Below are 24,258 nucleotides of genomic sequence, written 5' to 3'. Positions count from 1 at the left end.
TGCCAGCCCGATGACTGCGCCCGCCCCCTCCTCTACGCCATCTTCTACGGCCTCCGCTATTCCGCCTGCCCCGCCTGCAGCCGCATCGCCCGTCGCGCCCGACCCCGCCGTGGCCGCGACGCGCTGGCTCGCCGTGGGCAGCCTGCTCGCGCTGATCGTGCTGTGTCTGGCCTGGGAGCTGCTGCTCGCGCCGCTGCGCCCGGGCGGCTCGTGGCTCGCGCTCAAGGCGCTGCCGCTGTGCGTGCCGCTCGCCGGGCTGCTGAAACACCGCATGTACACCTACCGCTGGCTGAGCCTGGGGCTGTGGCTTTATTTCATCGAAGGCGTGGTGCGCGCCTGGAGCGACCGCCCGCCGGGCAACTGGCTCGCGCTCGGCGAGGTGGCGCTGTGCCTGCTGCTCTTTGCCGCCTGCGCGCTGCATGTGCGTCTGCGTCTGCGCAAAGCCAGGCGCGCGGCTGCGGGCTCCATTTCTTGATTTTTTGCTGCCGCAGGATGATCCATGTCTGAATTGCTCCCCACGTTGCGCCAGATCGTCGGCCCCGCCGAAGTGCATACCGAAGGCGACCTGAGCGCCTGGGAGCAGGACTGGCGCCGGCGCGCGCGCGGCAAGGCGCTGGCCGTGGTGCGCCCGGCCAACGCGCAGGAAGTGGCCGCCGTGGTGCGCGCCTGCGCGGCTGCGGGCGCGCCCATCGTGCCGCAGGGCGGCAACACCGGCCTCTCGCTGGGCGCCACGCCCGACGCCTCGGGGCGCGAAATCGTGTTGAGCCTCGCGCGCCTGAACGCCGTGCGCGCCATCGATGCGGCCAACCTCACCCTCACGGCTGAAGCCGGCTGCCTGTTGCACGCCGTGCAGGCCGCGGCCGCACAGGCCGGGCTGCTGTTTCCGCTCTCGCTGGCCTCGGAAGGCAGCTGCACCATAGGCGGCAACCTGGCCACGAACGCGGGCGGCACGCAGGTGCTGCGCTACGGCAACGCACGCGAGCTGTGCCTGGGCCTCGAAGTGGTGACCGCGCAGGGCGAGGTCTGGAGCGGCCTGCGCGGCCTGCGCAAGGACAACACCGGCTACGACCTGCGCGACCTGTTCATCGGCAGCGAGGGCACGCTGGGCATCATCACTGCGGCCACGCTCAAGCTCTACCCGCGGCCCGCAGCCCAGCTCACCGCCTGGGCCGCCGTGCCTTCGCTCGCGCACGCCGTCACGCTGCTCGCGCTCGCGCACCAGCACCTGGACGCGGGGCTCACGGCGTTCGAGGCCATGGGCCGTTTTGCGCTGCAACTGGTGCAGCAGCACCTGCCGCAGCTGCGCGTGCCTTTCATCGAGCGCGCCGACGCGCCCTGGTGTGTGCTGCTTGAAAACTCCGACAGCGAATCTGCGGCCCACGCTCGCGCGCGCTTCGAGGCGCTAATGGAGGCCGCGCTGGCGCAGGGCTGCATCAGCGACGCCGTGGTTGCCGAAAACTTAACGCAGGCGCAGCAGCTGTGGCAGATCCGCGAGAGCATCCCGCTCGCGCAGGCCAAGGAGGGGCTCAACATCAAGCACGACATCGCCGTGCCGACATCGCGCATCGCAGACTTCGTCGCGCACACCGATGCACTGCTCCCGCGGGAATTGCCCGGTGTGCGCCTGGTCACCTTCGGGCACCTGGGCGACGGCAACCTGCACTACAACGTGCAGGCACCGCAAGGCTGCGACGCGCAAGCCTTTTTGCAGGCGCACGAAGCGCGCGTCAACGCGCTCGTCTATGACGCGGTGGCGCAGTTCGGCGGCTCGTTTTCAGCCGAGCACGGCGTGGGCGCGCTCAAGGTGCGCCAACTGCAGCAATACCAGTCGCCTGTGGCGCTAGGGCTGATGCGCACGCTCAAACGCGCGCTCGATCCGCAGAATGTGCTGAATCCGGGGCGGGTATTGGGATAGCACCCCGCTTCGGCCTCCAACGTCGCCGGCGATAATCGCGGGCTCGCCATGCCTACCGCTTCTTCATTGCCCAACACCGGCACTTTTGCGGCCCCCGACGGCCGCGCCATTTTTTGGCTGATCGCCGGCTTCACGCTGTTGCGCCTGCTCATGGCGGCCACCGTGCCGCTGCTGCCGCAGGAGGCCTACTACTGGACCTGGAGCCGCTTTCCCGATCTCTCGTACTTCGACCATCCGCCGCTCGCCAGCTACATGATCGGGCTGAGCACGGCCGTGGTCGGCTCCACGGTGTTTGGCGTCAAGCTGGCCGCCGTGGTGTGGTCGCTGGGCTGGAATCTGCTGTGGGCCAAGCTGCTGCAAGACCTCTGGGGCGACCGGCGGCTGACCTTCTGGTCGCTGCTCGCGCTCAACCTGAGCCTGCTGTACGAGTTCTACGGCTTCGGCCCCTCGCCCGACGGGCCGCTGATGTTCTTCTGGCTCGCCACGCTGTGGGCCCTCTGGCGCCTGAGCGCCACAGGCCAGGCGCGCTGGTGGTACTTGGCCGGCCTGTGCCTGGGGCTGTCGTGGCTGGGCAAATACGCGGGCGCGCTGCTCGTGCCCGTCACGGTGCTGTACCTGCTGGCCGTGCCACGCCAGCGCCACTGGCTGGCCACGCCACACCCGTATCTGGCGCTGCTGCTGGCCCTGGCTGTGTTCTCGCCCGTGATTCTGTGGAATATGCAGCACGACTGGGCTTCGATCGCGTTCCAAAGCAGCCGCCGCGTGGGCGAGATGGACCGCTTCAAGCCGCGCTTTTTCCTGCTGCTGGTGTTTACCCAGTTCGTGGTGCTCACCCCCTACCTGTTCTGGGTCGCGCTGCGCGGGCTCGGTAGCGGCGTGCGTGCGGCGCTGCGGCGCACGCTCGATGCGCAGGGCTGGCTGCTGCTGCTAAGCGCGCTGCTGCCGCTGCTGCTGTTCACGGCAGTGAGCTTTCGCGCCAATTCCAAGGTCAACTGGCTCATGCCCGCCTGGTGGGCGCTGGTCGTGCTGGGCCTGCGCGCGCTGCTTGCGCAACTGTCCACACAGCCGGCCAAGCTGCGCCAGTTGCGCTGGGGGCTGGGCTCGTCGGCGGCGCTGCTGCTCGCGCTGGGCGCGGCCGCGCAGGTGCCAAATCTGCCGCTGCCGGGTGATCTCAACATCTGGAGCGGCTGGAAGGAAGCCGCCGCGCGCATCGACCAGATCGAGGCCGAGCTGCACGCGCAGGGACAAAAGACCTTCGTGTTTTCGCCCTCGTACAAGTCGAGCTCGCTGCTGTGGTTTTACAACGCGGGGCAGGATCGCACCTATGCGCAAGACATTTACGGCGAGCGCGCCCTGCAGTACGACTACTTCCCGCGCCCCGACGACTTGCGCGGCGCCACGGGCCTGCTCGTCACCTCCGACATGCCACAAACTGGCATAGACATCGCCAAACTGCGGCCCTATTTCACGCATATCGAGCGCATTGCAGTGGTCGAATCCACCCAGCTGCAGCAGGACACCCGCCGCATCGAAATTTACCGCTGCACCGGCTACCGCGGCCACCCCAAAGGCCCGCGCTGAGCCGCAGAGCGAGAGCGCCTCCCACCATGCCACAGCTTTCCATCGTCGTCCCCACCTTCAACGAAGCCAGCAACGTCGTCGAACTGCGCGACCGCGTTGCCCAGGCGCTCGAAGGCGTGGACTGGGAAATGATCTTCGTCGATGACGACTCGCCCGACGGCACCGCCGACAAGGTGCGCGCGCTGGCGCAGTCCGACGCGCGCGTGCGCTGCCTGCAGCGCATCGGACGGCGCGGCCTGGCTTCGGCCTGCATCGAAGGCATGCTGGCTTCGTCCGCCCCGGTGGTCGCGGTGATGGACGCCGATTTGCAACACGATGAACGCCTGCTGCGCGCCATGTTCGAGACGCTGCAAAAAGACGCGAACCTCGACGTGGTGGTCGGCAGCCGCTATGTCGAAGGCGGTGGCATTGGCGCCTGGAAGCAGTCGCGCGCCTTCCTGAGCCGGCTGGCCACGCGCCTGAGCCGCAGCGTGCTCAAGGCCGAGCTCAAAGACCCTATGAGCGGCTTTTTCATGATCCGCCACGCGGCGGCGCTGGGCTGCATCCGCCAGGGCATGTCGGGCGTGGGCTTCAAAATTCTGCTCGACCTGTTCGCGAGCTCGCCCACGCCGCTGCGCTATCTGGAGCTGCCTTACCAGTTCCGCCAGCGCTTTTCGGGCGAGAGCAAGCTCGACACCACGGTCGCGTGGGAATACTTCATCATGCTGCTGGACCGTTTTTTTGGCCGCGTGGTGCCCATACGCTTCATCGCGTTCACGCTGGTGGGCGGCTTCGGACTGCTGGTGCACCTGCTGGTGCTGTCGATCTGCTTCAAGCTGCTCGCGATGCCGTTTTTGTGGGCGCAGACCGCTGCCACGCTGGTCGCGATGACCAGCAATTTCGTGCTCAACAACCTGCTCACCTACCGCGACATGCGCCTGCGCGGCTGGCAACTGCTGCGCGGCTGGATCAGCTTCACGCTCGCGTGCAGCGTGGGCGCGCTCGCCAACGTGGGCATCGCGGCCTGGCTGTTCAGCCAGCAGGCCTCGTGGGTGCTCTCGGCCTTTGCGGGCGTGGCCGTGGGCGCGGTGTGGAACTACGCCATCACCGCCATCTACACCTGGAACAAACCCAAGGGCGGCTGAGCCGGCAAGGTGTGGGCGGGCCCGGGCCTGCAAGCCGCGCCCGCTGCGCCCGCACACGCGCTGCCCCAAAGTGCCGCAGCCCTGGCGGCAACGAGCCGGCACACCCAGCACATGGCCGCAGGCACCATAAGTTCATGCGCAAACGTTCTTTCTGCACCGTGCAAACGGCGGTAAAAATGCGCTTTCTTCCCTCATTTGATCCCACGCAACCATGAAACTCGAAACCCTCGCCGTCCACGCCGGCTACAACCCCGACCCGACGACCAAGTCCGTCGCTGTGCCCATCTACCAGACCGTGGCCTACGCCTTCGACAGCGCGCAGCATGGTGCGGATCTGTTCGACCTCAAGGTGCCGGGCAACATCTACACGCGCATGATGAACCCGACCAACGACGTGCTCGAAAAGCGTATTGCGGCGCTCGAAGGCGGCATAGGCGCGCTGGCCGTGGCCTCGGGCATGGCGGCCATCACCTACGCGATCCAGACGCTGGCCGAAGCGGGCGACAACATCGTCTCGGCCAGCACCATTTATGGCGGCACCTACAACCTGTTTGCGCATACCTTTCCACAGCAAGGCATCACCACGCGCTTTGCCGACCCGCGCGATCCGGCCAGCTTTGCGCGCCACATCGACGCGCGCACCAAGGCGATCTTCGTCGAGTCGATCGGCAACCCGCTGGGCAACGTGCCCGACATCGGCGCGCTGGCCGCGTTGGCGCACGCCCACGGCGTGCCGCTGATCGTGGACAACACCGTGCCCAGCCCCTACCTGCTGCGCCCCATAGAGCATGGCGCCGACATCGTCGTGCACTCGCTCACCAAATACCTCGGCGGCCACGGCAACAGCCTGGGCGGCGCGATCGTGGACAGTGGCAAGTTCCCCTGGGGCGAGCACCGGGAGCGCTTCGCGCGCTTCAGCCAGCCCGACCCGAGCTACCACGGCGTGGTCTACACCGAAGCCCTTGGCCCGGCCGCCTTCATTGGCCGTGCGCGCGTGGTGCCGCTGCGCAACATGGGTGCGGCGCTGGCGCCGCTCAACGCCTTCCTGATCCTGCAAGGCATAGAGACGCTCGCGCTGCGCATGGAGCGCATCTGCGACAACGCGCTCGCGCTCGCGCGCTACCTGCAAGCGCATCCCAAGATCGAATGGGTGCGCTACGCGGGCCTGCCCGAGCACCCTGACCACGCCATCGTGCAGCGCCTCATGGGCGGGCGCGCCTCGGGCATCCTGTCGTTCAGCCTCAAGGCCCAGGGCGGCGACGCGCGTGCGGCCGGCGCGCGCTTTCTCGACGCGCTGCAGCTGTTCACGCGCCTCGTGAACATCGGTGACGCCAAATCGCTGGCCACGCACCCGGCCTCGACCACGCACCGCCAGCTCAGCCCCGGCGAGCTCGAGCAGGCCGGCGTGAGCGAGGGCATGGTGCGCCTGTCGATCGGCATAGAGCACGTGGACGACCTGCAGGCCGACCTCGCGCAGGCGCTCGACAAGGTATGAAAAAGTGAGCTGCCAGCGCTTGTCAGATCTTCTTAAAAGCTCAATTTGGCTTTATACCGTCTTGACAAGCGACTTGGTATATACCCGGTAGGTGCCTATGCCGCGCGCGACGAGTTCGCCGTCGAGCGCGTCGCGCGTGACCTTGACCGAGACGTAGGCCAGCGTTTTGCCGATGAAGTCGGGCGTGCCGCTCGCGTACAGCACGCCGCTGTCGATCGCGCGCATGAAGTCCACCGTGAGCGTCGCGGTCACGGTGGAGCGGATCAACAGCTCGCTGCCCGGAATCTGCCGGTCGATCAGCACACGCCCACCGATCGCATCGAGCAAGGTCAACGGCACGCCGCCGTGCAGCACGCCGTGCGGATTCAGGTGGTCGCGCCGTATCGGCAGCATGAAGTACGGCCCGCGCTCGCCCTTCAAAATGTCGTAGCCCACGAGCTGCTGGAACGGCCCGTGGAAATACGCAGCCGAAGTTGCTGGGCTGTTGCTTGCGCTCATGCGCCGTTGACCTTGAAGTAGTCGGGCTTGCCGGCGGGCCAGAAATCGCCCCACAACAGCATGCCCCCCTCGACGTTGAGCACCTCGCCCGTGATGAATTTGCCCGAGGGCCCGGCCAGATAGACCACGGCCTCGGCGATGTCCTGCACGTCTCCAGGGCGCATCATGGGGTTGCACTGGTAGAAGGTAGGGACGTTTTCGTCGCGGTAGTTGTTGAAGCCGTTGCTCTCTATCGCGCCAGCGCCTATGCAGTTGAGGCGGATGTTGTGCTCGGCCCATTCGATGGCCAACGTGCGCGAGAGCGCGATCACGCCCGCGCGCGAGGCGGCGGTGTGCGCCATGCCCGTGAGGCCGCGGTCTATCGCCGCGGTGATGTTGATGATGTTGCCGGGTTTGCCCTGCTCCACCCAGCGCTTGGCGGCGCTTTGCATCATGAACCAGCTGCCGTTGAGATTGGTGTCTATGACCGCGTTCCAGCCCTTGACGGGGAAGTCCATCGCATGTGCGGCAAACTGCCCGCCCGCGTTGTTGACCAGAATGTCCAGGCCGCCGAAATGCTCCCACACGGCGCCCATCAAAGCATCGACCTGCTCGGGGTCGCGGATGGTCATGGGGTAGGTGAACACCTCGCGCCCCGAGAGCGCGCGCAGCTTTTGTGCACTGTCTTCGAGCTTTTCGGCATTGCGCCCGCAGATTGCGAGCGTCGCGCCAAGGCGCGCAAACAAAAAGGCGATGGCCTTGCCTATGCCGCTGCCCGCGCCCGACACCAGCACCACCTTGCCGGCAAACAAGTCATCGCGGTACACCGTGGGCAACGCGGCAAGGGCCTCGTCGCCGGGGCCGAATTTGGGTTGAGTCGTGTCTTGCGTGTTCATGCGGTCACCTTGAAATATTCGGGTTTGGGGATGGTCCAGACCTCGCCCCAGAGGACGCCGCCACCATCGACGGTGAGCAGTTCGCCCGTGATGAACTTGCCGCTGGGCGCGCTCAAATAGACCACGGCCTCGGCAATGTCGTGCACGTCGCCCACGCGCTTCATCGGATTGGCGGCCGAGAAGGACTTGACGGCTTCCTCGGAATACTGGCGAAAGCCCGTGCTCGCGATCGCGCCGGGCGCGACGCAGTTGATGCGGATGCCGTACTGCGCCCACTCCACCGCCACGGTCTTGGAAAGGTAGGTCACGGCCGCGCGCGCCGCGCAGGTGTGTGCCACCCCCGGCATGCCGCGCTGGAAGGTGGCGACGATGTTCACGATGTTGCCCTGCGTGCCCGTGTCGCGCCAGCGCTTGGCCATGGCGTGCATCATGTACCAGGTGCCGTTGAGGTTGGTGTCTATCACCGCCTTCCAGCCCTTGGTGCTGAAATCCAGCGCACGCTGCGGAAACTGGCCGCCGGCGTTGTTGACCAGCACATCGACGCGCCCGAAGTGCTGCCACGCCGCATCCATCAACTGCTCGACCTGCTCGGGGTCGCGGATGCTCATGGGATGCACGAACACGTCGGGGCTGCCGAGCTTGCGCAGCCATTCGGCGCTGGCCTCGAGCTTGGCCACGTCGCGCCCGCAGATCGCGAGCCTGGCGCCCAGGCGCGCGTACAAAAAGGCGATGGCCTTGCCAATGCCGCTGCCCGCGCCCGAAACGAGCACGACTTTGTCGTCGAAAAGCCCAGGGTGATAGACCGTGGGCTGCTGGGCCAGGACGTCATCGTCGAAGCCGAAGGTAGAGGGTGCTGTCATGAATAACCTCAGAAATCTCAGAAGCGGAAAATTCCATAGGGGGTCGGCAATGGGGGCATTGGCATGGATGCGCCGCGCATTATCCAACTCTAACTAGCGTTTGATTACCCACCCCTGCGGGATAACCCTAGCTTGCCGACGAAAAGTGCCTATGCCGGCGCACGAATGCCGCCCATCCAGCGAACGACATAACTAATTTGTCTTATATCTTGTGTCTTAAGCATTGACTTGGTATGAATTGCATTTCAGAATCCGCGCCTCTTCAGACGGGGGTCAGTGAGACTCGCTTCCGCTGCCCCACTCGGCTCTTTGGTGCATGTATCGCGGCACCGTGATGCCTCGCCCGCCCTGCGCATGCAAGGCACATGGCGCCCGCTTCATCTAGGAAAGGAATAGTGATGACAGCGTTCCCTCGTTTCATCTCCGGCACCAAGACCTTCGTCAATGACGTGGTCGAAGGATTCTTTGCCATCACCCACAACGGTCTTGCGCTGCTTGGCTTGGCCGTGGCCTGCGTGGCCATGGTCGCTGCGAGCCGGCCCGATCTGCGCTTGAGCGCCGAGGCTCAGCTGTTCGACTGGCTGCGCACCCGCCATGTCGTGGCGCAGGAGCAGGAGGCCCCAACCGTGGCCGACACGGGCGACCGCGCCCTCGCCATCCATCCCCAGACCCTGCCCAAGGAGCAGGCGGCCATTGCTTTTTGGCTCAGCAAAAAATACCGCGTGGCGCCTGAGCCCGTCAGCGCGCTGGTGGCCGAGGCTTATGACCTGGGCCTGCGCACCAAGATCGAGCCCACTTTGCTGCTCGCCGTGATGGCCGTCGAGTCGAGCTTCAACCCCTTTGCCCAAAGCGCCGTCGGCGCGCAGGGCTTGATGCAGGTGATGACGCGAACGCACACCGACAAATACGAAAACGTTGGCGGCCACCTCGCGGCTTTCGATCCGCTGACAAACCTGCGCGTGGGCGCCAAGGTGCTGCAGGAGTGCATACAGCGCGCCGGCTCGGTCGAAGGCGGGCTGCGCTATTACGTGGGCGCGGCAAACCAGGAAGACGACGGCGGCTACGCGGCCAAAGTCCTGGCCGAGCAGGCGCGCCTGCGCCAGATCGCCGGTCGGCGCGGGACGCTTGCAGCACGTGCACAAGCGCAGCCCGCGCCGGTGCGCCCCGCGGGGGATGCCACGGCACGCAACGATGAAGGCGTTGCAGCATCGCCTGCGCAGTCCTGAGCGCGCCTTCACAGCGCACAACGGCGGCTCTCCGACGGGCAAGCAAAGAAGCGCAGGCGCCCCGCTCGGCTACACTCGCGGCGTACGCAACTGGCGATAGGCGCGGCCGCCGGCGCACTGGCAGCCGCCGCCGACGTGGAAACCGGCAAGGATGGCTCCTTGTAAACCACGGGGAAGCGTACCGCCGGGCAAGTCCCGGTGCCAAGCCGTTCGCCTGGGCAGCCCTTGTCAGCGCCGCAAAACGCCGTTTCGTGGCGCAAAGTGCAAGGAAGCAGCTTTCACCCTAGGACTGCCATGTACCACCGCAACATCCTCGTCGAACAAACCGACCCCGAAGTCTTTGCCGCCATCCTGGCCGAAAACCGCCGCCAGGAAGAGCACATCGAGCTGATCGCCAGCGAAAACTACGCCTCGCCCGCCGTGATGTGGGCGCAAGGCACGCAACTGACCAACAAATACGCCGAGGGCTATCCTGGCCGACGCTACTACGGCGGCTGCGAATACGTCGATGTGGTCGAACAGCTGGCCATAGACCGGCTCAAGCAGCTTTTCGGCGCTGAAGCCGCGAACGTGCAGCCGCACTGCGGCGCCTCGGCCAACGAGGCCGTGTTCCTCGCGTTTCTCAAGCCCGGCGACACCGTCATGGGCATGAGTCTGGCCGAAGGCGGCCACCTCACGCACGGCATGCCGCTCAACATCAGCGGCAAGTGGTTCAATGTAGTCTCCTACGGCCTCGACGCCAAGGAGGCCATCGACTACGACGCGATGGAAAAGAAGGCCCACGAAACGCGGCCCAAGCTCATCATCGCGGGTGCCTCGGCCTACAGCCTGCACATCGACTTTGCGCGCTTTGCCAAGGTGGCCAAGGACGTGGGCGCTATCTTCATGGTCGATATGGCGCACTATGCGGGTCTGATCGCCGCGGGCGTGTATCCCAACCCCGTGCCACACGCCGACGTGGTCACCTCGACCACGCACAAGAGCCTGCGCGGCCCGCGCGGCGGCGTCATCCTGATGAAGGCCGAGCACGAAAAGGCCATCAACAGCGCCGTCTTCCCCGGTCTGCAGGGCGGCCCGCTGATGCACGTGATCGCGGCCAAGGCCGTAGCCTTCAAAGAGGCGTTGCAACCCGAGTTCAAGACCTACCAGCAGCAGGTGGTGACGAACGCGCGCATCGTTGCCGAAACGCTGACCGAGCGCGGCCTGCGCATCGTGAGCGGCGGCACGCAAAGCCATGTGATGCTGGTCGATCTGCGCTCCAAGGGCATCACCGGCAAGGAAGCCGAGGCCGTGCTCGGCGCCGCGCACATGACGATCAACAAAAACGCCATCCCCAACGACCCTGAAAAGCCCATGGTCACAAGCGGCGTGCGCATAGGCACCCCCGCGATGACCACGCGCGGCTTCAAGGACGAAGAGGCGCGCCTCACGGCCCACCTGATCGCCGACGTGCTCGACAAGCCGCGCGACACCGAGCATATCGCCGCGGTACGCGCCAAGGTGCACGCGCTCACGGCACGCTTTCCGGTCTATGGCTGAACGCGGCGCAGCGCAAGCATGAAATGCCCTTTCTGCGGCCACCAGGAGACGCAAGTCGTCGAAACCCGCGTGGCCGAGGACGGCGGCTTGGTACGCCGCAGGCGCCAGTGCGCAGCCTGTGAGCGACGCTTTACCACCTACGAGCGCCCCGAGGTGACGCTGCCCACCATCATCAAAAAGGACGGGCGGCGCACCGAGTACGAGCGCGCCAAGCTGCTCGCCTCGTTCAAACTCGCGCTGCGCAAGCGCCCCGTGAGCACCGAGCAGATCGACAGCGCGATCGAACGCATCGAAGAAAAGCTGCTGAGCCTGGGCCAGCGCGAGCTGCCCTCGGCCCAGCTTGGCGAGCTCGTGATGCGCGAACTCAAAAAACTCGACAAGGTTGCCTACGTGCGCTTTGCGAGCGTGTATCGCAACTTCGAAGACGTGGACGCATTCCGCGCCGTTGTCGATGAAGTGGACAAATAACTCACAAAATAATAGCTACTAGCGCTTGATACACAAGCACTAGAGGCCAAAAGTACCTAAATTTTCGCCACCTTTGGCGCCCTCACAGCGCCTGCGCGAGCCGGCGCACGCCTTCCTCGATCTTGGGCAGGTCCGCGGTCGCGAACGACAGGCGCAGCGTGGCGCGGTCGGGGTTGGCGCAGTAAAACGGCGCGCCCGGCACGAAGGCCACGCCTTTTTCGATCGCACGCGGCGACAACTCCTGCGCGTCGGCAATCTTGCCGCCGGCCCCGGTCAGGCGCGCCCAGATGAACAGCCCCCCCTGCGGCGGCACGAAGTCGATCGCAGCGCCGAGCTCACGGCGCAACGCCCGCCCCATGGTGGCGGCGCGCTCGGCATAGACCTTGCGCACATGGGCCAGCGTGGCGGGCATGCGGCCCGCGCGCAGATAGTGCGCAGCCGTGGCCTGGGCAAAGGTGCTGGTGTTGGCGTCGCTGAACTGCTTGCACATCACGGCCTTGGCGAGCAACTCCGGCGGCGCGATCAGCCAGCCCAGGCGCAGGCCCGCGCTCAGCACCTTGCTGAGGCTGCCGCAGTGCGCGAGCCAGTCGCGACTGCCCGGCACCTGCGCCGAAAGCGCAAGCAGGCTGGGCGGCGGCGGCGCATCGAAATACAGGTCGCCATAAGGGTCGTCCTCGACGACCAGGCACTGGTACTGCAGCGCGAGCTCCAGCACCCTTTTGCGCCGCGCAAGGCTCAGCGTGGCGCCGCTGGGGTTGCCGTAGGTCGGGATCAAATACACCATTTTGGGCCGATGCTGCGCCATCAGCTGCTCCAGCACGTCGGTCTGCACGCCCTGCGCGTCTATGGGCGCGCTCACGAGCTGCGCGCCAAACAGCCGAAAGCACTGGATGGTCGCCAAAAACGTCGGCCCCTCGACGATCACCTTGTCGCCGGGGCTGATCATGGTCTTGGCGAGCAGGTCAAGCGCCTGCTGGCTGCCCGTGGTGACGATGAGCTGCTCGGACGTCACGTCCTGCGCGCCCTTGCCCGCCATGAAGCGGGCCAGCTGCTCGCGCAGCGCCGGATAGCCCTCGGTCGCGCCATATTGCAAGGCGCCGCCGCCGTCTTCGCTCAAGGCCGCATTCACCGCAGTGCGAATGCCCTCGACGTCGCACATCGCGCTGTCGGGAAAGCCCCCCGCAAAGCTGACGATGCCGGGCTTGCCCAGCAGCTTGAAAAGATCGCGGATGGCGGAAGTCTCCACCTGGTTCAGACGGTCGGCAAATTGCATGGCAAAAACACTCCAACGAACAGGAAAGCGCCATTGTCGCAGCGCCTCAGGCCACACGGTGCCGTGCCGGGAGCCTGCCGGACTTTGGGCGTCGATAGCGAGAATGCGCCCCGGCGAGGCCAGTTTTTGCCGGATTCGCAGCCCCATAGTGGTGCTATGGGGCAAGAAGACGGTAAAAAATGGGCCGCTGCGGCGCACTCGCAGCCGACGATTCCAAAGTCCGACAGGCTCCTAGGCCCGTGGGCTCCGCAGCCTTCACCGCGCACCTTCTGGGCCACGAGCGCCCGCGCGTTCGCGCTCGTGGCGGCGCTGTTTCTGGCGCTGCTGCGGCGCACGCTTACAGAGAATGCTCGGGCACCTCAGCGCTGCGCAGGCGGATTGCCGGAAAGATGACCGAAAAGGTCGAGCCCTTGCCCACCGTGCTCGTGATGCGCAGCGCAGCACCATGGCGCTGCAGCACGTGCTTGACGATCGCCAGCCCCAGCCCCGTGCCGCCCGTTTCGCGCGAGCGGCTGCGATCGACACGGTAAAAACGCTCGGTGATGCGCGGAATGTGTTCGGGCGCAATACCCACGCCGGTGTCGCGCACGCTGAAAACCGCCGTGCCATCGGCCTGCGGCTGCCACTCGACCGTGATGCTGCCGCCCCCGGGGGTGTAGCGCACGGCGTTGCTGATGAGGTTGGACAGCGCACTTTGCAGTTCGGACTGCGACCCGGCGATCTCCCCTGCCTGCTGCAATACGTCTGCGGGCGGAAATTGCAGGGTATGCGGTCGCTGCTGGTGCCTGGTGAGCAGACTAGACAGGGCCCGGGCCTCTTCTTCGCAGCGCCGCAGCAGCGTTTTCACTGGTGTCCACTCTCCCAGACCGGGGAAGGGGCTGCCTTCCAGACGCGAGAGCGTCAGCAGGTCTTCCACCACGTGCTGCATGCGGGTCGCCTGCTGCGCCATCATGCTCAGATAGCGCGCACGCTCCTGCGCATTCAGTGGCAGCGTCTGCAAAGTCTCCACGAAGCCCGAGAGCACGGTCAAAGGGGTGCGCATTTCGTGCGACACATTCGCCACGAAGTCGCGCCGCATCGCATCGGCCTGCTCGAGCGCCGTCACATCGCGCGCCAGCAGCAGCATGCGTCCATCGGCATAAGGAAAGAGTTGCACCGAAAGACGCACAGGATGTGCAGGCGTGCTGTCGCGCCCTTGCAGGATCACGTCGTGACTGAAGTCGTGCGCGGCCCAGTAGGCACTGAATTCGGGGTCACGCACCAGATTGCCGATGAATTGCATGAGGTCGCGCTGCACGTCAAAGCCAAAATGGCCTGCGGCAATCTGGTTGCACCATTCGATGCGCCCCTGGGCATCAAGCAACACGACGCCATTGGGCGTAGCCTGCAGCGCCGCCAGTATCTCCTGCAGTCGCGCCTGGTTCTTTTCGACCTGTGCCTGCGCCAGGCGCAGCAGACGGCGCGCGCGATCGGCGGCCTCGCCCCACATGCCGCGCAACTGCGGCACCGCAGACAAGTCGCCCGTGCGCAACCACCGCAGCACTCGACTGCCGCGCCACAAGTCCAGCGCAAACCAGCCCCAGGCGGCAAAGCCCGCACCCACCAACGCCCCCCACACCCCTTCCTGCCACCAGCCTATCGCACCACCGATCAGTTGGAAAAACAAGAAATACGCCGAACGCGAAAACATGCCAGGGTCGTGACTCGAAAAAAGGGGCGCGTTCAGGCCTGCATCAAAGCCGGCGGCTGGCTCGTGAAGCGGTATCCCGCGCCGCGCACGGTCTCGACCATCACGCCTGCGGCACCCAAGGCCTCGCGCAGGCGCTTGACGTGCACATCGACCGTGCGTTCCTCGATGAACACATGGTCGCCCCACACCTTGTCGAGCAACTGGGCCCGGCTGTGCACGCGCTCGGCATGCTTCATAAAAAAGTGCAGCAGTTTGAACTCTGTCGGCCCGATCTTGAGCGCACGCCCCTGGTAGGTTACGCGGTGCGTGCCGGCGTCGAGCACCAGATCGCCCTGCGCCACGCTGTCATTGACCTGCTCGGGCGCGCGGCGGCGCAGCACGGCGCGGATGCGCGCAAGCAGTTCCTGCGTGGAAAAGGGCTTGGTGATGTAGTCGTCGGCACCGGCGTCCAGCCCCGCGACCTTGTCGGGCTCGTCGCCGCGCGCGGTGAGCATGATGATGGGCACGGCTTTGGTGCGGCCATCGGCACGCCATTTGCGCGCCAGGGCCAGCCCGCTTTGCCCCGGCAGCATCCAGTCGAGCAGGATCACGTCGGGCAGCACCGCATCGATCTCCCGCTGTGCCGAATCACCATCTTCCGCCCAGATGGGCTGCAAACCGTTGTGACGCAGATTCACCGCAATGAGCTCGGCAATGGCTGGCTCATCCTCGACGATCAACACCTGTGGCATTTTTTTCATCAGAACTCCCACTCATTGCATCAAAGTGGATTCGATTTCGTCCATGGTTCTGTGGCGCACATCCTTGCCCTCGACCAAATAGATGATCAGCTCGGCCAGGTTCTTGGAGTGGTCGCCAATGCGCTCTATGGCCTTGGCCAGGAACAGCAGGTCGAGGCTGGGCGAGATCGTGCGCGGGTCTTCCATCATGTAGGTGATGAGTTTGCGCACGAAGCCGTCGAACTCCTGATCGATCAGATCGTCCTCCTTGAGAATGGCGACCGCCGCCTTGGTGTCGAGGCGCGCGAGCGCATCGAGCGCCTTGCGCAACTGCGCCGAAGCCAAGTCGGCCGCCACGCGCAGTTCACCCGCAGGCAAGGAGCGCGCAGAGCCGCTCTCGATGATGGACTTGACCATGCGCGCCATGCGGTTGGCTTCATCCCCCATGCGCTCGAGATTGGTCGTGGCCTTGGAAAAGGCAATCAGCAGGCGCAGATCCCGCGCCGTGGGCTGGCGCCGGGCGATGATCGTGGTCAACTCCTGGTCCACCTCGACCTCCATGGCGTTGACGCGGTGCTCGATCGCCATCACCTGCAGTGCCGCATCGATATTGAACTGCGAAAGCGCATAGATCGCCTGGCGGATCTGCGCCTCGACGAGCCCGCCCATTTCCATGAGACGCGCAGACACCGTATTGAGCTCGTTGTCGAATTGCGACGAGAGATGCTTTTCTGTCATGGTTCGTCTCCTTGCCTCAGCCGAAGCGGCCGGTGATGTAGTCCTCGGTCTCCTTGCGCTGGGGCTTGAAGAACATCTGTTCCGTCTCGCCGAACTCGACCAGGTCTCCGAGGTACATATAGGCCGTGTAATCGCTGACACGCGCTGCCTGCTGCATGTTGTGCGTGACGATCACCACCGTGTATTCGTCCTTGAGTTCGGCGATCAATTCCTCGACTTTGCCCGTGGAAATCGGGTCGAGCGCGGAACAGGGCTCGTCGAGCAGCAACACCTCAGGCTTCACCGCGATGCCACGCGCGATGCACAAGCGCTGCTGCTGGCCGCCCGAAAGGCTGGCGCCGCTTTGCTGAAGCTTGTCCTTCACTTCGCTCCACAGCGCAGCCTTGCGCAGCGCCCATTCGACGCGATCGTCCATCTCGGAGGCGCTGAGGTTTTCGAACAGCTTCACGCCGAATGCGATGTTGTCGTAGATGGACATGGGAAACGGCGTAGGCTTTTGAAACACCATGCCCACCCTTGCGCGCAGCAAGGCAACGTCTTGCTTGCTCGTGAGCAGGTCTTCACCGTCGAGCAATATTTGCCCTTGCGCGCGCTGCTCGGGGTAGAGCTCGTACATGCGGTTGAAAGTACGCAGCAAGGTGGACTTGCCACAGCCCGAAGGCCCAATGAAGGCCGTGACCTTGTGTTCTGGAATATCCAGCTGAATATTTTTCAGGGCGTGGAATTTGCCGTAATAAAAATTCAAGTCGCGCACTGAAAGCTTGGGACGGGTGGCTGTCGGAGCTGCGGCGGTAGATGCGATGGACACGTTTGAATCCCTTCTTGCTTTGTTCACTTTTGGCGCGTCAGCACACGGGCCAGGATGTTGAGGCCCAGCACCGCGAGCGTGGTCAAAAATACCCCAGCCCAGGCGAGATGCTGCCAATTTTCATAGGGGCTCATGGCGAATTTGAAAATCGTCACAGGCAGGCTTGCCATGGGCTTGGACAGGTCGGCACTCCAGAACTGGTTGTTGAGCGAGGTGAACAGCAAGGGCGCCGTCTCGCCCGCGATGCGCGCCACTGCCAACAGCACACCCGTGATCACGCCCGCGCGCGCGGCGCGCAAAGTCACCAGGGTGATGACCTTCCACTTGGGCGTACCCAGCGCATAGGCGGCCTCGCGCAGACTGGAAGGCACCAGCAAAAGCATGTTTTCGGTCGTGCGAATCACCACGGGGATCACGATCAGGGCCAAGGCAAACACCCCCGCATACGCGGAAAAACTCCTGAAGCGCGCCACCACTGCGGCATAGACGAAAAGGCCAATGACGATACTGGGCGCCGACAGCAAAATGTCGTTGACGAAGCGCGTGACCGAAGCCAGCCAGCTGTTACCTCTGTCATATTCCGCCAGAAACACGCCTGCCATGATGCCTATGGGCGTACCGACGAAGGTCGCCAGCATCACCATCATGAACGACCCGAAGATCGCGTTTGCCAAACCACCGCCATCTTCATTGGGCGGAGGAGTCATTTGCGTGAACAAACTCAGGCTGAAGCCGCCCAGGCCAAGCCGTAAAGTCTCCCACAAGATCCAGAGAAGCCAAAAAACCCCGAATACCATGGCGAGCAACGACAAGGTCAAGGCAAAGTAATTGACACCCTTGCGTTGGCGATAGAGCGCCATGCGTTGTGCGGCGGTGCTCATGTGCGTGCTCCTTCATTTTTTTGCAGGCGCATCAGCAGCACCTTGGACAAGGCGAGTACCACAAAAGTCACGAAGAACAGCACCAAGCCAAGGTAAATCAGCGAAGCCTGGTGCAGCCCTTCGCCTGCCTCGGCAAACTCGTTGGCCAGCGCTGAGGTGATGCTGTTGGCCGCCTCGAAGAGCGAAAAAGTCTTGAGCTGGTTCATGTTGCCGATGACGAAGGTCACGGCCATGGTTTCGCCCAGCGCGCGCCCCAACCCCAGCATGATGCCGCCCAGCACGCCGGTCTTGGTGTAAGGCAGCACGACCTTCCACACCACTTCCCAGGTCGTGGAGCCCAGCGCATAGGCCGATTCCTTGAGCATGGGTGGCGTCACCTCGAACACGTCACGCATCACGGAGGCGATGAACGGGATGATCATGATGGCCAGAATGATCCCGGCCGACAAAATGCCTATCCCTACAGGCGGCCCCGACACCAAGTCTCCGAAGAAAGGCACCCCTTGGAAAAGGGACTGCAGAGGTTGCTGCACGAAGCGCGAAAGAATGGGGGCGAACACCAACAACCCCCACATGCCATAAACGATGGACGGCACCGCCGCAAGCAATTCAATCGCCGTGCCCAGAGGGCGCTTGAGCCACGCGGGCGACAGTTCTGTCAAAAACAAGGCGATGCCGAAACTCACCGGCACCGCAATCAGCAAGGCGATGAAAGAGGTCGCGAGCGTGCCATAGATCATGACCAGCCCGCCGTACTCATCCTGCACTGGATCCCATACGCTGCGCCCCAAAAAACTCAGGCCGTAGCGCGCAATGGAAGGCCATGCCCCGATCACCAAGGACAGCAAAATGCCCACCAGCAGCAACAAAGTCAGTGTGGCTGCCGCGCGCGCAAGCCAGCCAAAAATCTGATCGGCCAGCACATTCGACACCCCCGGCGGACGGGACGGCGGCGTGCTTCTCTCGGCACGAGCGACCGCTTTGGCAGACGGCGCCTGGCTCACGGGTAAGGTAGTGGACACGTCAGCAACCTCTGGACATCAACAAAAATTTAATCCGCACGAATTGCCTTTGCAGGGCAAAAATCCCGGCGGACCGCTCCAGCTTTGCGCTCGGCAGCCCGCCAGAGGATGCTTACTTCAACGAAACCGGATGGCCCGAGGCATCCTTGATCTCAGCCCAAGATTTCACAACCATGTCCTTCACGCTTGCGGGCAGCGGCACATAGTCCAAGTCCGTGGCGGTCTTGTCGCCATTTTTGTACGTCCACTCAAAGAATTTGAGCGATGCAGTCGCTTCGGCAGGCTTTTCCTGCACCTTGTGCATCAGGATGAACGTAGGGTTCGTGATCGGCCAGGTTGCATTGCCAGGCTGGTTCGTCAAGATCAGGTAAAAACTCTTGGGCCACACCGCGCCGGCGGCGGCAGCCTTGAAAGCATCATCGTCGGGCGAGACGAAACGGCCGGCAGCGTTCTGCATTTGCACGTAGGCCATTTTGTTTTGCTTGACGTAGGCGTACTCGACATAGCCAATCGAATTCGGCAGGCGCCCCACGAAGGCGGCAACGCCCTCATTCCCCTTGCCGCCCGCACCTACGGGCCAGTTCACTGCGGTGCCCTCACCCACCTTGCTCTTCCACTCGGCATTGACCTTGGAGAGGTAGTTGGTGAACACGAACGTGGTGCCAGAGCCATCGGCACGGCGCACCGGCGAAATGGCCGCATCAGGAAGCTCCACGCCGGGGTTCAGCGCTGCAATGGCAGGGTCATTCCACTTGGTGATCTTGCCCAGGTAAATGTCACCGAGCACCTGGCCATTGAGCTTAAGCTTGCCAGGCTCCATGCCCTTGATATTGACCACGGGAACCACGCCACCGATCACGGTCGGGAACTGCACCAAGCCCTTTTTCTCGAGCTCATCTTCCTTCAAGGGCATGTCGGACGCGCCAAAAGCCACGGTCTTGGCCTCGATCTGTTTGAGTCCGGCGCCGGAACCCACAGACTGGTAGTTGACCTTCACACCCGTCGCCTTGTAGTAATCGGCCGCCCACTTGGAATACAACGGAGCAGGGAAGCTTGCGCCTGCACCGGTAATTTCCTTCACTTCCTGCGCATAAGCGGCAGAAAACACACCAGCAGCTGCGACACCAGCCGCCAAAACGCGAGACAAAGACATCTGCATGGAAAGACCTCTTGAGAGTGAGTAGGGACGCACGAATGTAGTTGCGCCTCATGACAATTGCATGACTATCGAAAATTACATCGCACGCAGCCCGCTTCCTACGTCACCTTTTTGTCATACACGTAACCTAGCATAGATTGCGCTCGCGCAGCCCAGGCCAAGGGTCTGCAGGCTTTCCCTGTCTGTTATGCTGCCCGGCTGGAATTGGCGCGACCTGCGCAAGAAAATGCACAACGGAACCCTGCTTGCCGCCGTGGATCTAGGATCCAACAGCTTTCGTCTCGAAATCGGCCGCTTCGCCTACGGTCACATCCAGCGCACCGAATACCGCAAAGAAACCGTCCGCCTGGGCAGCGGTCTCGACGAAAACCGCAATCTCACGCCCGAGGCCATGCAGCGCGGCTGGGATTGCCTGGCGCGTTTCGGGGAGCGTCTGGCAGATTTTGCGCCCTCGCAGGTACGTGCCGTCGCCACGCAGACGCTGCGTGAAGCGCGCAACCGGCAGGAGTTCCTGGCGCGCGCCAGCGAAGCCCTCGGCTACCCCATAGAGGTCATTTCCGGCCCCGAAGAGGCCCGGTTGATCTACCAAGGCGTCTCGCGTCTGCTGCCGCAGTCCGATGAGCGCCGGCTCGTGGTGGACATCGGCGGGCGCTCCACCGAGTTCATCATTGGCCAGCAATTCACCCCCCACGCCATGGCATCGTTTCGCGTGGGCAGCGTCGCGTGGTCCATGCGTTACTTTGCTGACGGCGCCTTCACACCTGAGGCCTTTCGCGCTGCAGAGATTGCCGCCAAGGCAGTGCTCGATGAAGCGCTGGACACCTTCCACCCGGGCGCCTGGAGCATTGCCTACGGTTCCTCGGGAACGGTGGGCGCCATTGGCGACATCCTGGCGCAGGCCCAGGTCTGCCCCTCCGACGTCGTGACCCTCGAGGGGCTGCACTGGCTGCACGAGCGCCTGTTGCGCGCACAGAGCGCCGAACGAGTGCGCCTCGAAGGGCTCAAGGACGACCGCCGGGCGGTGATTGGCGGTGGCCTCAGCGTGCTCAGGGCCATTTTTGAACTGCTGCAGATCGAGCAAATACAGGTAGCCCAAGGCGCGCTGCGCCAAGGGGCGCTGTATGACCTGCTCGACCGCGAACAACCAGACACCGATCTGCGCGCCACTACGGTGCGGGGGCTGATGCAGCGCTTCGCCGTGGATGCCGCCCAGGCCGAGCGCGTGGCACGCACGGCCCAGGCGCTATTCCTCCAGGCGATACCCGAGGGCCAAGCCAGCGCGGCACGCGAGCTCGAATGGGCAGCACGCCTGCATGAAATCGGCAGCCTGATCTCACACAGCGAAGCGCACCGGCATGGCGCCTACATCCTGGACAACACCGACGTGCCTGGTTTCACCGTGCCAGAGTTGCACCGGCTGGGCCTATTGGTGCTGGGGCAGCGCGGCAAGGTCCGCAAAATCGAGGCCGAGCTGCACAATGACCCCCATCTCGCCCGCCAGCTGTTGTGCTTGCGGCTGGCCGTGGCGCTGTGCCACGCGCGCCGGGAGCCAGACATGCTCGGCTTGACCCTGCAAGCGCACAGCTCCAGCCACCACCTCAGCACCCGTCCGGGCTGGGCTGCAGCCTACCCACAATCGGCCTATTTGCTGCGGGAAGAAGCCCTGGCCTGGCAAAAAACTCCGTGGGAGCTGCTGCTAGAGTTGAGTTGAGCACCCAACGTGCAGGAGCTGCCATGCCTTCCTCTCAGAGCCCCGCATCACCCGTTCCTGCCTCTGCTGACGCCGCCAGCGCTACCCCTGCTGCACCGTCCCTCCCGCGCGGCCTGAGCAGCGCCGAAGCAGCGCGGCGCCTCGCCGCCGACGGCCCCAACCTGTTGCCTGGCAGCGCACCCAAGTCCACCTGGGCGATCGTGCGCGAGGTGCTTACCGAGCCGATGTTCCTGATGCTGCTGGCTGCGGGCGGCATCTATCTGGCGCTGGGCGACCGGGGCGAGGCCATGTTCCTGCTGGGCTTCGTGTTTGTGGTCATCGGCATCACGCTGGTGCAGGAGCGCCGCACGCAGCGCGCGCTGGAATCGCTGCGCGACCTGTCGGCTCCGCGTGCGCTGGTGCTGCGCGACGGGCAGGAGCAGCGCATCCCCGGCCGTGACGTGGTGTGCGGCGACCTGCTGGTGTTGCACGAGGGCGACCGCGTTGCCGCCGATGCCGTGCTGCTGGACGGCCAGCTCGAGGTCGATGAATCGCTGCTCACGGGCGAATCCGTCCCCGTGGCCAAGCTGCCGCGCCCGTCCGCGCCCGGCTCCGCACACGCCAACGCAGGCGCGCAGGACGAGGAAGCGCACCAGTTGTACGCCAGCACCGTGGTGACGCGCGGTGTAGGCATCGCTCAGGTCTGCGCCACGGCGGCCAAGACAGCCGTGGGGCGCATAGGCGCCGACCTGGCCGCGACCATCGAACCCCCTTCGGCGCTGCAACAGGATTCGCGCACCCTGGTGCGTCGCATCGGCCTGCTGGCCAGCCTGCTGGCCATGGCCCAGGTGCTGCTGGGCTGGTGGTGGGATGGCAGGCCCCTGCTCGAAAGCCTGCTGTCCGGCATCGCGCTCGCCATGGCCATCCTGCCGGAAGAAATCCCCGTGATCCTCACCGTGTTCCTTGCGCTCGGCGCCTGGCGCATCGCACAGCAGAAGGTGCTGACGCGGCGCGTCGCCGCGGTCGAGGCGCTGGGTGCGATCACCGTGCTCGCGGTGGACAAGACCGGCACGCTCACCGTCAACCGCATGGCCGTGGCCGAGCTCGCTATCCCCGAGGCGCATTTCCGCCCCGAAAATGCGCAAAGCCTGCCCGAGCCATTTCACCCGCTGACCGAATTCGCCATGCTGGCCACGCCGGGCGATCCGTTCGACCCCATGGAAAAAGCCATCCAGGCTTTCGGCCACCACTGGCTCGCGGGCACCGAGCATGTGCACGATGGGCGCGAGCCCGAGTTCGAATACGCGCTCTCGGGCGAAATCCTGGCCATGACGCGCGTCTATGCGAGCAGCGACCCGACGCAGCACCTACTCGCCACCAAGGGCGCACCCGAAGCCGTTGCCGATCTGTGCCACCTGGCTCCTGCGCAGCGCGAAGCCATCCAGCGCCAGACGCAAGCCATGGCCGAGCGCGGGCTGCGCGTGCTGGGCGTGGCGCGTGGGCGCTGGACGGATACCGCGCCTGCGACAGACGGCGCGCCGCCCTGGCCGGCCAGCCAGCACGACTTCGAGTTCGAATTCCTGGGCTTGGTGGCGCTGGCCGACCCGCCGCGCGCCGACGTCCCTGCCGCGCTGGCCGAATGCCGTGCCGCCGGCGTGCGCGTGATCATGATGACGGGCGACCACCCGGCGACGGCGCGCGCCATTGCGCAGCAGGTGGGTCTGTCGGAGCGCCCCGACGTCATCACCGGCGCCGAGATCGAGGTACTCGACGACGCGGCACTGCGCGCGCGCCTGCAGCACGTGGACTTGTGCGCGCGCCTCAAGCCACAGCACAAGCTGCGCCTGGTGCAAGCGCTGCGCGCGGACGGCGAGGTCGTGGCCATGACCGGCGATGGCGTCAACGATGCACCGGCACTCAAGGCGGCGGACGTGGGCATCGCGATGGGCGAGCGTGGCACCGACGTGGCGCGCGAGGCCGCCGCGCTGGTGCTGCTCGACGACAGCTTTGCCCGCATCGTCGCGGCGATTCGCCAGGGGCGGCGCATAGACGACAACATCCGCAAGGCCACGCGCTTCGTCTTTGCCGTGCATGTACCCATCATTGCGCTGGCGCTCGTACCCACGCTGCTGCACTGGCCGGTGCTGCTGCTGCCCGTGCACATCGTGCTGCTGGAACTGCTGATAGACCCGATCTGCTCCATCGTCTTCGAGGCCGAACCCGAAGACGACGACCTGATGCAGCGCCCTCCGCGGCCCGTGACGGATTCGCCCTTTGCCGCCGCGCCGCTGTTGCTCGGCGCCGCGCAAGGGCTGGGCATGGGCGCCGCACTGCTGGCAGGGCAAGCCTGGCTGGTGGCTGCGGGCTGGAGCGCCGCACAAGGCCGCGCCGTGGTGTTCTGCACGCTGGTGCTGGGCGTGATGCTATTGATTCTGGCAAACCGCGACCTCGCGCATCCACCCTGGCATGGCATTACCGACCCCAACCCCTGGCTGCGGCGCATGGCCGGCGTGATGGCGCTGTTGCTGCTCGCAGTGCTGGGCATCCCGTGGCTGCGCGAACTCATGGGGCTGACCCTGCCGGGCACGCAAGGATGGCTGGCCGGCGCCGCCCTGCTGGCGCTCTGCCTGGCCTGGCTGGAGCTGTTGCGCTGGGCCAGCCGGCGCTGGCAGGGCCGCCGCGGCAGCCGCTGACGGC

General features: G+C 65.0%; 22 protein-coding genes. 11 read left to right on the top strand and 11 right to left on the bottom strand.

All coding sequences use genetic code 11. The features are described 5' to 3' along the window. Positions 1–10: 10 nt before the first annotated feature. The 5 genes from FK527_RS10125 (at position 11) to FK527_RS10105 (ending at position 6,115) form a co-directional block, all read left to right on the top strand. Complete coding sequence (locus FK527_RS10125) at positions 11–475, top strand: DUF2069 domain-containing protein (protein WP_144733067.1); 465 nt, start codon at positions 11–13, stop codon at positions 473–475. 24 nt (positions 476–499) lie between these two features. Next, the gene (locus FK527_RS10120; protein WP_144733064.1) at positions 500–1,915 is read left to right on the top strand and encodes an FAD-binding oxidoreductase; all 1,416 of its coding nucleotides are present in this window, start codon (positions 500–502) and stop codon (positions 1,913–1,915) included. A 48-nt stretch (positions 1,916–1,963) separates the two neighbouring features. Next, positions 1,964–3,496 carry an ArnT family glycosyltransferase gene (locus FK527_RS10115; RefSeq protein ID WP_144733061.1) on the top strand — a complete coding sequence of 511 codons (1,533 nt, stop codon included), beginning with the start codon at positions 1,964–1,966 and terminating at the stop codon, positions 3,494–3,496. A gap of 26 nt (positions 3,497–3,522) precedes the next feature. Continuing rightward, positions 3,523–4,620, top strand: coding sequence for a glycosyltransferase (locus FK527_RS10110; protein WP_144733058.1), 1,098 nt, complete (start codon positions 3,523–3,525; stop codon positions 4,618–4,620). A 211-nt stretch (positions 4,621–4,831) separates the two neighbouring features. Beyond that, complete coding sequence (locus tag FK527_RS10105) at positions 4,832–6,115, top strand: O-acetylhomoserine aminocarboxypropyltransferase/cysteine synthase family protein (protein ID WP_144733055.1); 1,284 nt, start codon at positions 4,832–4,834, stop codon at positions 6,113–6,115. A 51-nt stretch (positions 6,116–6,166) separates the two neighbouring features. On the opposite strand, the gene FK527_RS10100 is transcribed toward FK527_RS10105, so the two are convergent. From FK527_RS10100 to FK527_RS10090, 3 genes are read right to left on the bottom strand one after another with little or no spacing between them, the layout of a single operon-like run. Next, entirely contained in the window at positions 6,167–6,613 is a 447-nt protein-coding gene (locus FK527_RS10100) for a PaaI family thioesterase (protein ID WP_144733052.1), read from the bottom strand. Further along, the gene (locus FK527_RS10095; protein ID WP_144733048.1) at positions 6,610–7,488 is read right to left on the bottom strand and encodes an SDR family oxidoreductase; all 879 of its coding nucleotides are present in this window, start codon (positions 7,486–7,488) and stop codon (positions 6,610–6,612) included. Before FK527_RS10095 ends, FK527_RS10100 begins: the two co-directional genes overlap by 4 nt. Further along, positions 7,485–8,348 carry an SDR family oxidoreductase gene (locus FK527_RS10090; protein ID WP_144733045.1) on the bottom strand — a complete coding sequence of 288 codons (864 nt, stop codon included), beginning with the start codon at positions 8,346–8,348 and terminating at the stop codon, positions 7,485–7,487. The genes FK527_RS10095 and FK527_RS10090 overlap by 4 nt, the downstream gene beginning before the upstream one ends. A gap of 398 nt (positions 8,349–8,746) precedes the next feature. Here FK527_RS10090 and FK527_RS10085 point away from each other — a divergent pair, with 398 nt between their 5' ends. The 3 genes from FK527_RS10085 (at position 8,747) to nrdR (ending at position 11,581) form a co-directional block, all read left to right on the top strand. Further along, positions 8,747–9,574, top strand: a complete 828-nt coding sequence (locus tag FK527_RS10085) for a lytic transglycosylase domain-containing protein (protein ID WP_144733042.1) — start codon at positions 8,747–8,749, stop codon at positions 9,572–9,574. Between the two features lie 294 nt (positions 9,575–9,868). After that, the gene (gene glyA, locus FK527_RS10080) at positions 9,869–11,113 is read left to right on the top strand and encodes a serine hydroxymethyltransferase (protein WP_144733039.1); all 1,245 of its coding nucleotides are present in this window, start codon (positions 9,869–9,871) and stop codon (positions 11,111–11,113) included. Between the two features lie 18 nt (positions 11,114–11,131). Then, positions 11,132–11,581, top strand: coding sequence for a transcriptional regulator NrdR (gene nrdR / locus FK527_RS10075; protein WP_144733036.1), 450 nt, complete (start codon positions 11,132–11,134; stop codon positions 11,579–11,581). Positions 11,582–11,663: 82 nt separating this feature from the next. Here the strand turns inward: nrdR and FK527_RS10070 are convergent, their stop codons facing one another. Then, a complete protein-coding gene (locus FK527_RS10070; protein ID WP_144733033.1) occupies positions 11,664–12,854 on the bottom strand; it encodes an aminotransferase-like domain-containing protein in 1,191 nt (396 codons plus the stop codon). A gap of 33 nt (positions 12,855–12,887) precedes the next feature. Here FK527_RS10070 and FK527_RS10065 point away from each other — a divergent pair, with 33 nt between their 5' ends. Then, entirely contained in the window at positions 12,888–13,247 is a 360-nt protein-coding gene (locus tag FK527_RS10065) for a hypothetical protein (RefSeq protein WP_144733030.1), read from the top strand. Here FK527_RS10065 and phoR read toward each other — a convergent pair. The 7 genes from phoR to pstS all read right to left on the bottom strand — a co-directional run bounded on the left by phoR (position 13,192) and on the right by pstS (position 19,871). After that, on the bottom strand, positions 13,192–14,544 hold the full coding sequence (gene phoR, locus FK527_RS10060) for a phosphate regulon sensor histidine kinase PhoR (protein ID WP_144733027.1): 1,353 nt from the start codon (positions 14,542–14,544) through the stop codon (positions 13,192–13,194). The two genes, FK527_RS10065 and phoR, sit on opposite strands and share 56 nt — an antisense overlap. A gap of 32 nt (positions 14,545–14,576) precedes the next feature. After that, a complete protein-coding gene (phoB, locus tag FK527_RS10055) occupies positions 14,577–15,284 on the bottom strand; it encodes a phosphate regulon transcriptional regulator PhoB (protein ID WP_144733024.1) in 708 nt (235 codons plus the stop codon). Between the two features lie 12 nt (positions 15,285–15,296). After that, positions 15,297–16,001 (bottom strand): phosphate signaling complex protein PhoU, encoded by a 705-nt coding sequence (phoU, locus tag FK527_RS10050; RefSeq protein ID WP_144733021.1) that lies wholly within the window; start codon positions 15,999–16,001, stop codon positions 15,297–15,299. A 16-nt stretch (positions 16,002–16,017) separates the two neighbouring features. After that, positions 16,018–16,809 (bottom strand): phosphate ABC transporter ATP-binding protein PstB, encoded by a 792-nt coding sequence (pstB, locus tag FK527_RS10045; RefSeq protein WP_425460435.1) that lies wholly within the window; start codon positions 16,807–16,809, stop codon positions 16,018–16,020. A 23-nt stretch (positions 16,810–16,832) separates the two neighbouring features. Then, on the bottom strand, positions 16,833–17,690 hold the full coding sequence (gene pstA / locus FK527_RS10040) for a phosphate ABC transporter permease PstA (RefSeq protein WP_144733018.1): 858 nt from the start codon (positions 17,688–17,690) through the stop codon (positions 16,833–16,835). Further along, positions 17,687–18,610 carry a phosphate ABC transporter permease PstC gene (gene pstC / locus FK527_RS10035; RefSeq protein ID WP_144733229.1) on the bottom strand — a complete coding sequence of 308 codons (924 nt, stop codon included), beginning with the start codon at positions 18,608–18,610 and terminating at the stop codon, positions 17,687–17,689. The genes pstA and pstC overlap by 4 nt, the downstream gene beginning before the upstream one ends. 214 nt (positions 18,611–18,824) lie before the next feature. Then, positions 18,825–19,871 carry a phosphate ABC transporter substrate-binding protein PstS gene (gene pstS, locus FK527_RS10030; protein ID WP_144733015.1) on the bottom strand — a complete coding sequence of 349 codons (1,047 nt, stop codon included), beginning with the start codon at positions 19,869–19,871 and terminating at the stop codon, positions 18,825–18,827. A gap of 226 nt (positions 19,872–20,097) precedes the next feature. Here pstS and ppx point away from each other — a divergent pair, with 226 nt between their 5' ends. Together ppx and FK527_RS10020 are read left to right on the top strand one after the other, a co-directional pair. Beyond that, complete coding sequence (gene ppx / locus FK527_RS10025; RefSeq protein WP_144733012.1) at positions 20,098–21,582, top strand: exopolyphosphatase; 1,485 nt, start codon at positions 20,098–20,100, stop codon at positions 21,580–21,582. A gap of 23 nt (positions 21,583–21,605) precedes the next feature. Then, entirely contained in the window at positions 21,606–24,254 is a 2,649-nt protein-coding gene (locus FK527_RS10020; RefSeq protein ID WP_144733009.1) for a cation-translocating P-type ATPase, read from the top strand. The last annotated feature ends 4 nt before the right edge of the window (positions 24,255–24,258 follow it).

Origin of the sequence: Extensimonas perlucida, assembly GCF_007655255.1 — a bacterium.
Taxonomy (GTDB): Bacteria; Pseudomonadota; Gammaproteobacteria; order Burkholderiales; family Burkholderiaceae_C; genus Extensimonas; species Extensimonas perlucida.
This window is presented reverse-complemented; position numbering and strand designations above follow the sequence as displayed.

Bases quoted from the DNA above. Each gene is read 5' to 3' on its own strand.
- FK527_RS10125 (WP_144733067.1), top strand. From the start codon at position 11: ATGACTGCGCCCGCCCCCTCCTCTACGCCATCTTCTACGGCCTCCGCT.
- FK527_RS10120 (WP_144733064.1), top strand. From the start codon at position 500: ATGTCTGAATTGCTCCCCACGTTGCGCCAGATCGTCGGCCCCGCCGAA.
- FK527_RS10115 (WP_144733061.1), top strand. From the start codon at position 1,964: ATGCCTACCGCTTCTTCATTGCCCAACACCGGCACTTTTGCGGCCCCC.
- FK527_RS10110 (WP_144733058.1), top strand. From the start codon at position 3,523: ATGCCACAGCTTTCCATCGTCGTCCCCACCTTCAACGAAGCCAGCAAC.
- FK527_RS10105 (WP_144733055.1), top strand. From the start codon at position 4,832: ATGAAACTCGAAACCCTCGCCGTCCACGCCGGCTACAACCCCGACCCG.
- FK527_RS10100 (WP_144733052.1), bottom strand. From the start codon at position 6,613: ATGAGCGCAAGCAACAGCCCAGCAACTTCGGCTGCGTATTTCCACGGG.
- FK527_RS10095 (WP_144733048.1), bottom strand. From the start codon at position 7,488: ATGAACACGCAAGACACGACTCAACCCAAATTCGGCCCCGGCGACGAG.
- FK527_RS10090 (WP_144733045.1), bottom strand. From the start codon at position 8,348: ATGACAGCACCCTCTACCTTCGGCTTCGACGATGACGTCCTGGCCCAG.
- FK527_RS10085 (WP_144733042.1), top strand. From the start codon at position 8,747: ATGACAGCGTTCCCTCGTTTCATCTCCGGCACCAAGACCTTCGTCAAT.
- glyA (WP_144733039.1), top strand. From the start codon at position 9,869: ATGTACCACCGCAACATCCTCGTCGAACAAACCGACCCCGAAGTCTTT.
- nrdR (WP_144733036.1), top strand. From the start codon at position 11,132: ATGAAATGCCCTTTCTGCGGCCACCAGGAGACGCAAGTCGTCGAAACC.
- FK527_RS10070 (WP_144733033.1), bottom strand. From the start codon at position 12,854: ATGCAATTTGCCGACCGTCTGAACCAGGTGGAGACTTCCGCCATCCGC.
- phoR (WP_144733027.1), bottom strand. From the start codon at position 14,544: ATGTTTTCGCGTTCGGCGTATTTCTTGTTTTTCCAACTGATCGGTGGT.
- phoB (WP_144733024.1), bottom strand. From the start codon at position 15,284: ATGAAAAAAATGCCACAGGTGTTGATCGTCGAGGATGAGCCAGCCATT.
- phoU (WP_144733021.1), bottom strand. From the start codon at position 16,001: ATGACAGAAAAGCATCTCTCGTCGCAATTCGACAACGAGCTCAATACG.
- pstA (WP_144733018.1), bottom strand. From the start codon at position 17,690: ATGAGCACCGCCGCACAACGCATGGCGCTCTATCGCCAACGCAAGGGT.
- pstS (WP_144733015.1), bottom strand. From the start codon at position 19,871: ATGCAGATGTCTTTGTCTCGCGTTTTGGCGGCTGGTGTCGCAGCTGCT.
- ppx (WP_144733012.1), top strand. From the start codon at position 20,098: ATGCACAACGGAACCCTGCTTGCCGCCGTGGATCTAGGATCCAACAGC.
- FK527_RS10020 (WP_144733009.1), top strand. From the start codon at position 21,606: ATGCCTTCCTCTCAGAGCCCCGCATCACCCGTTCCTGCCTCTGCTGAC.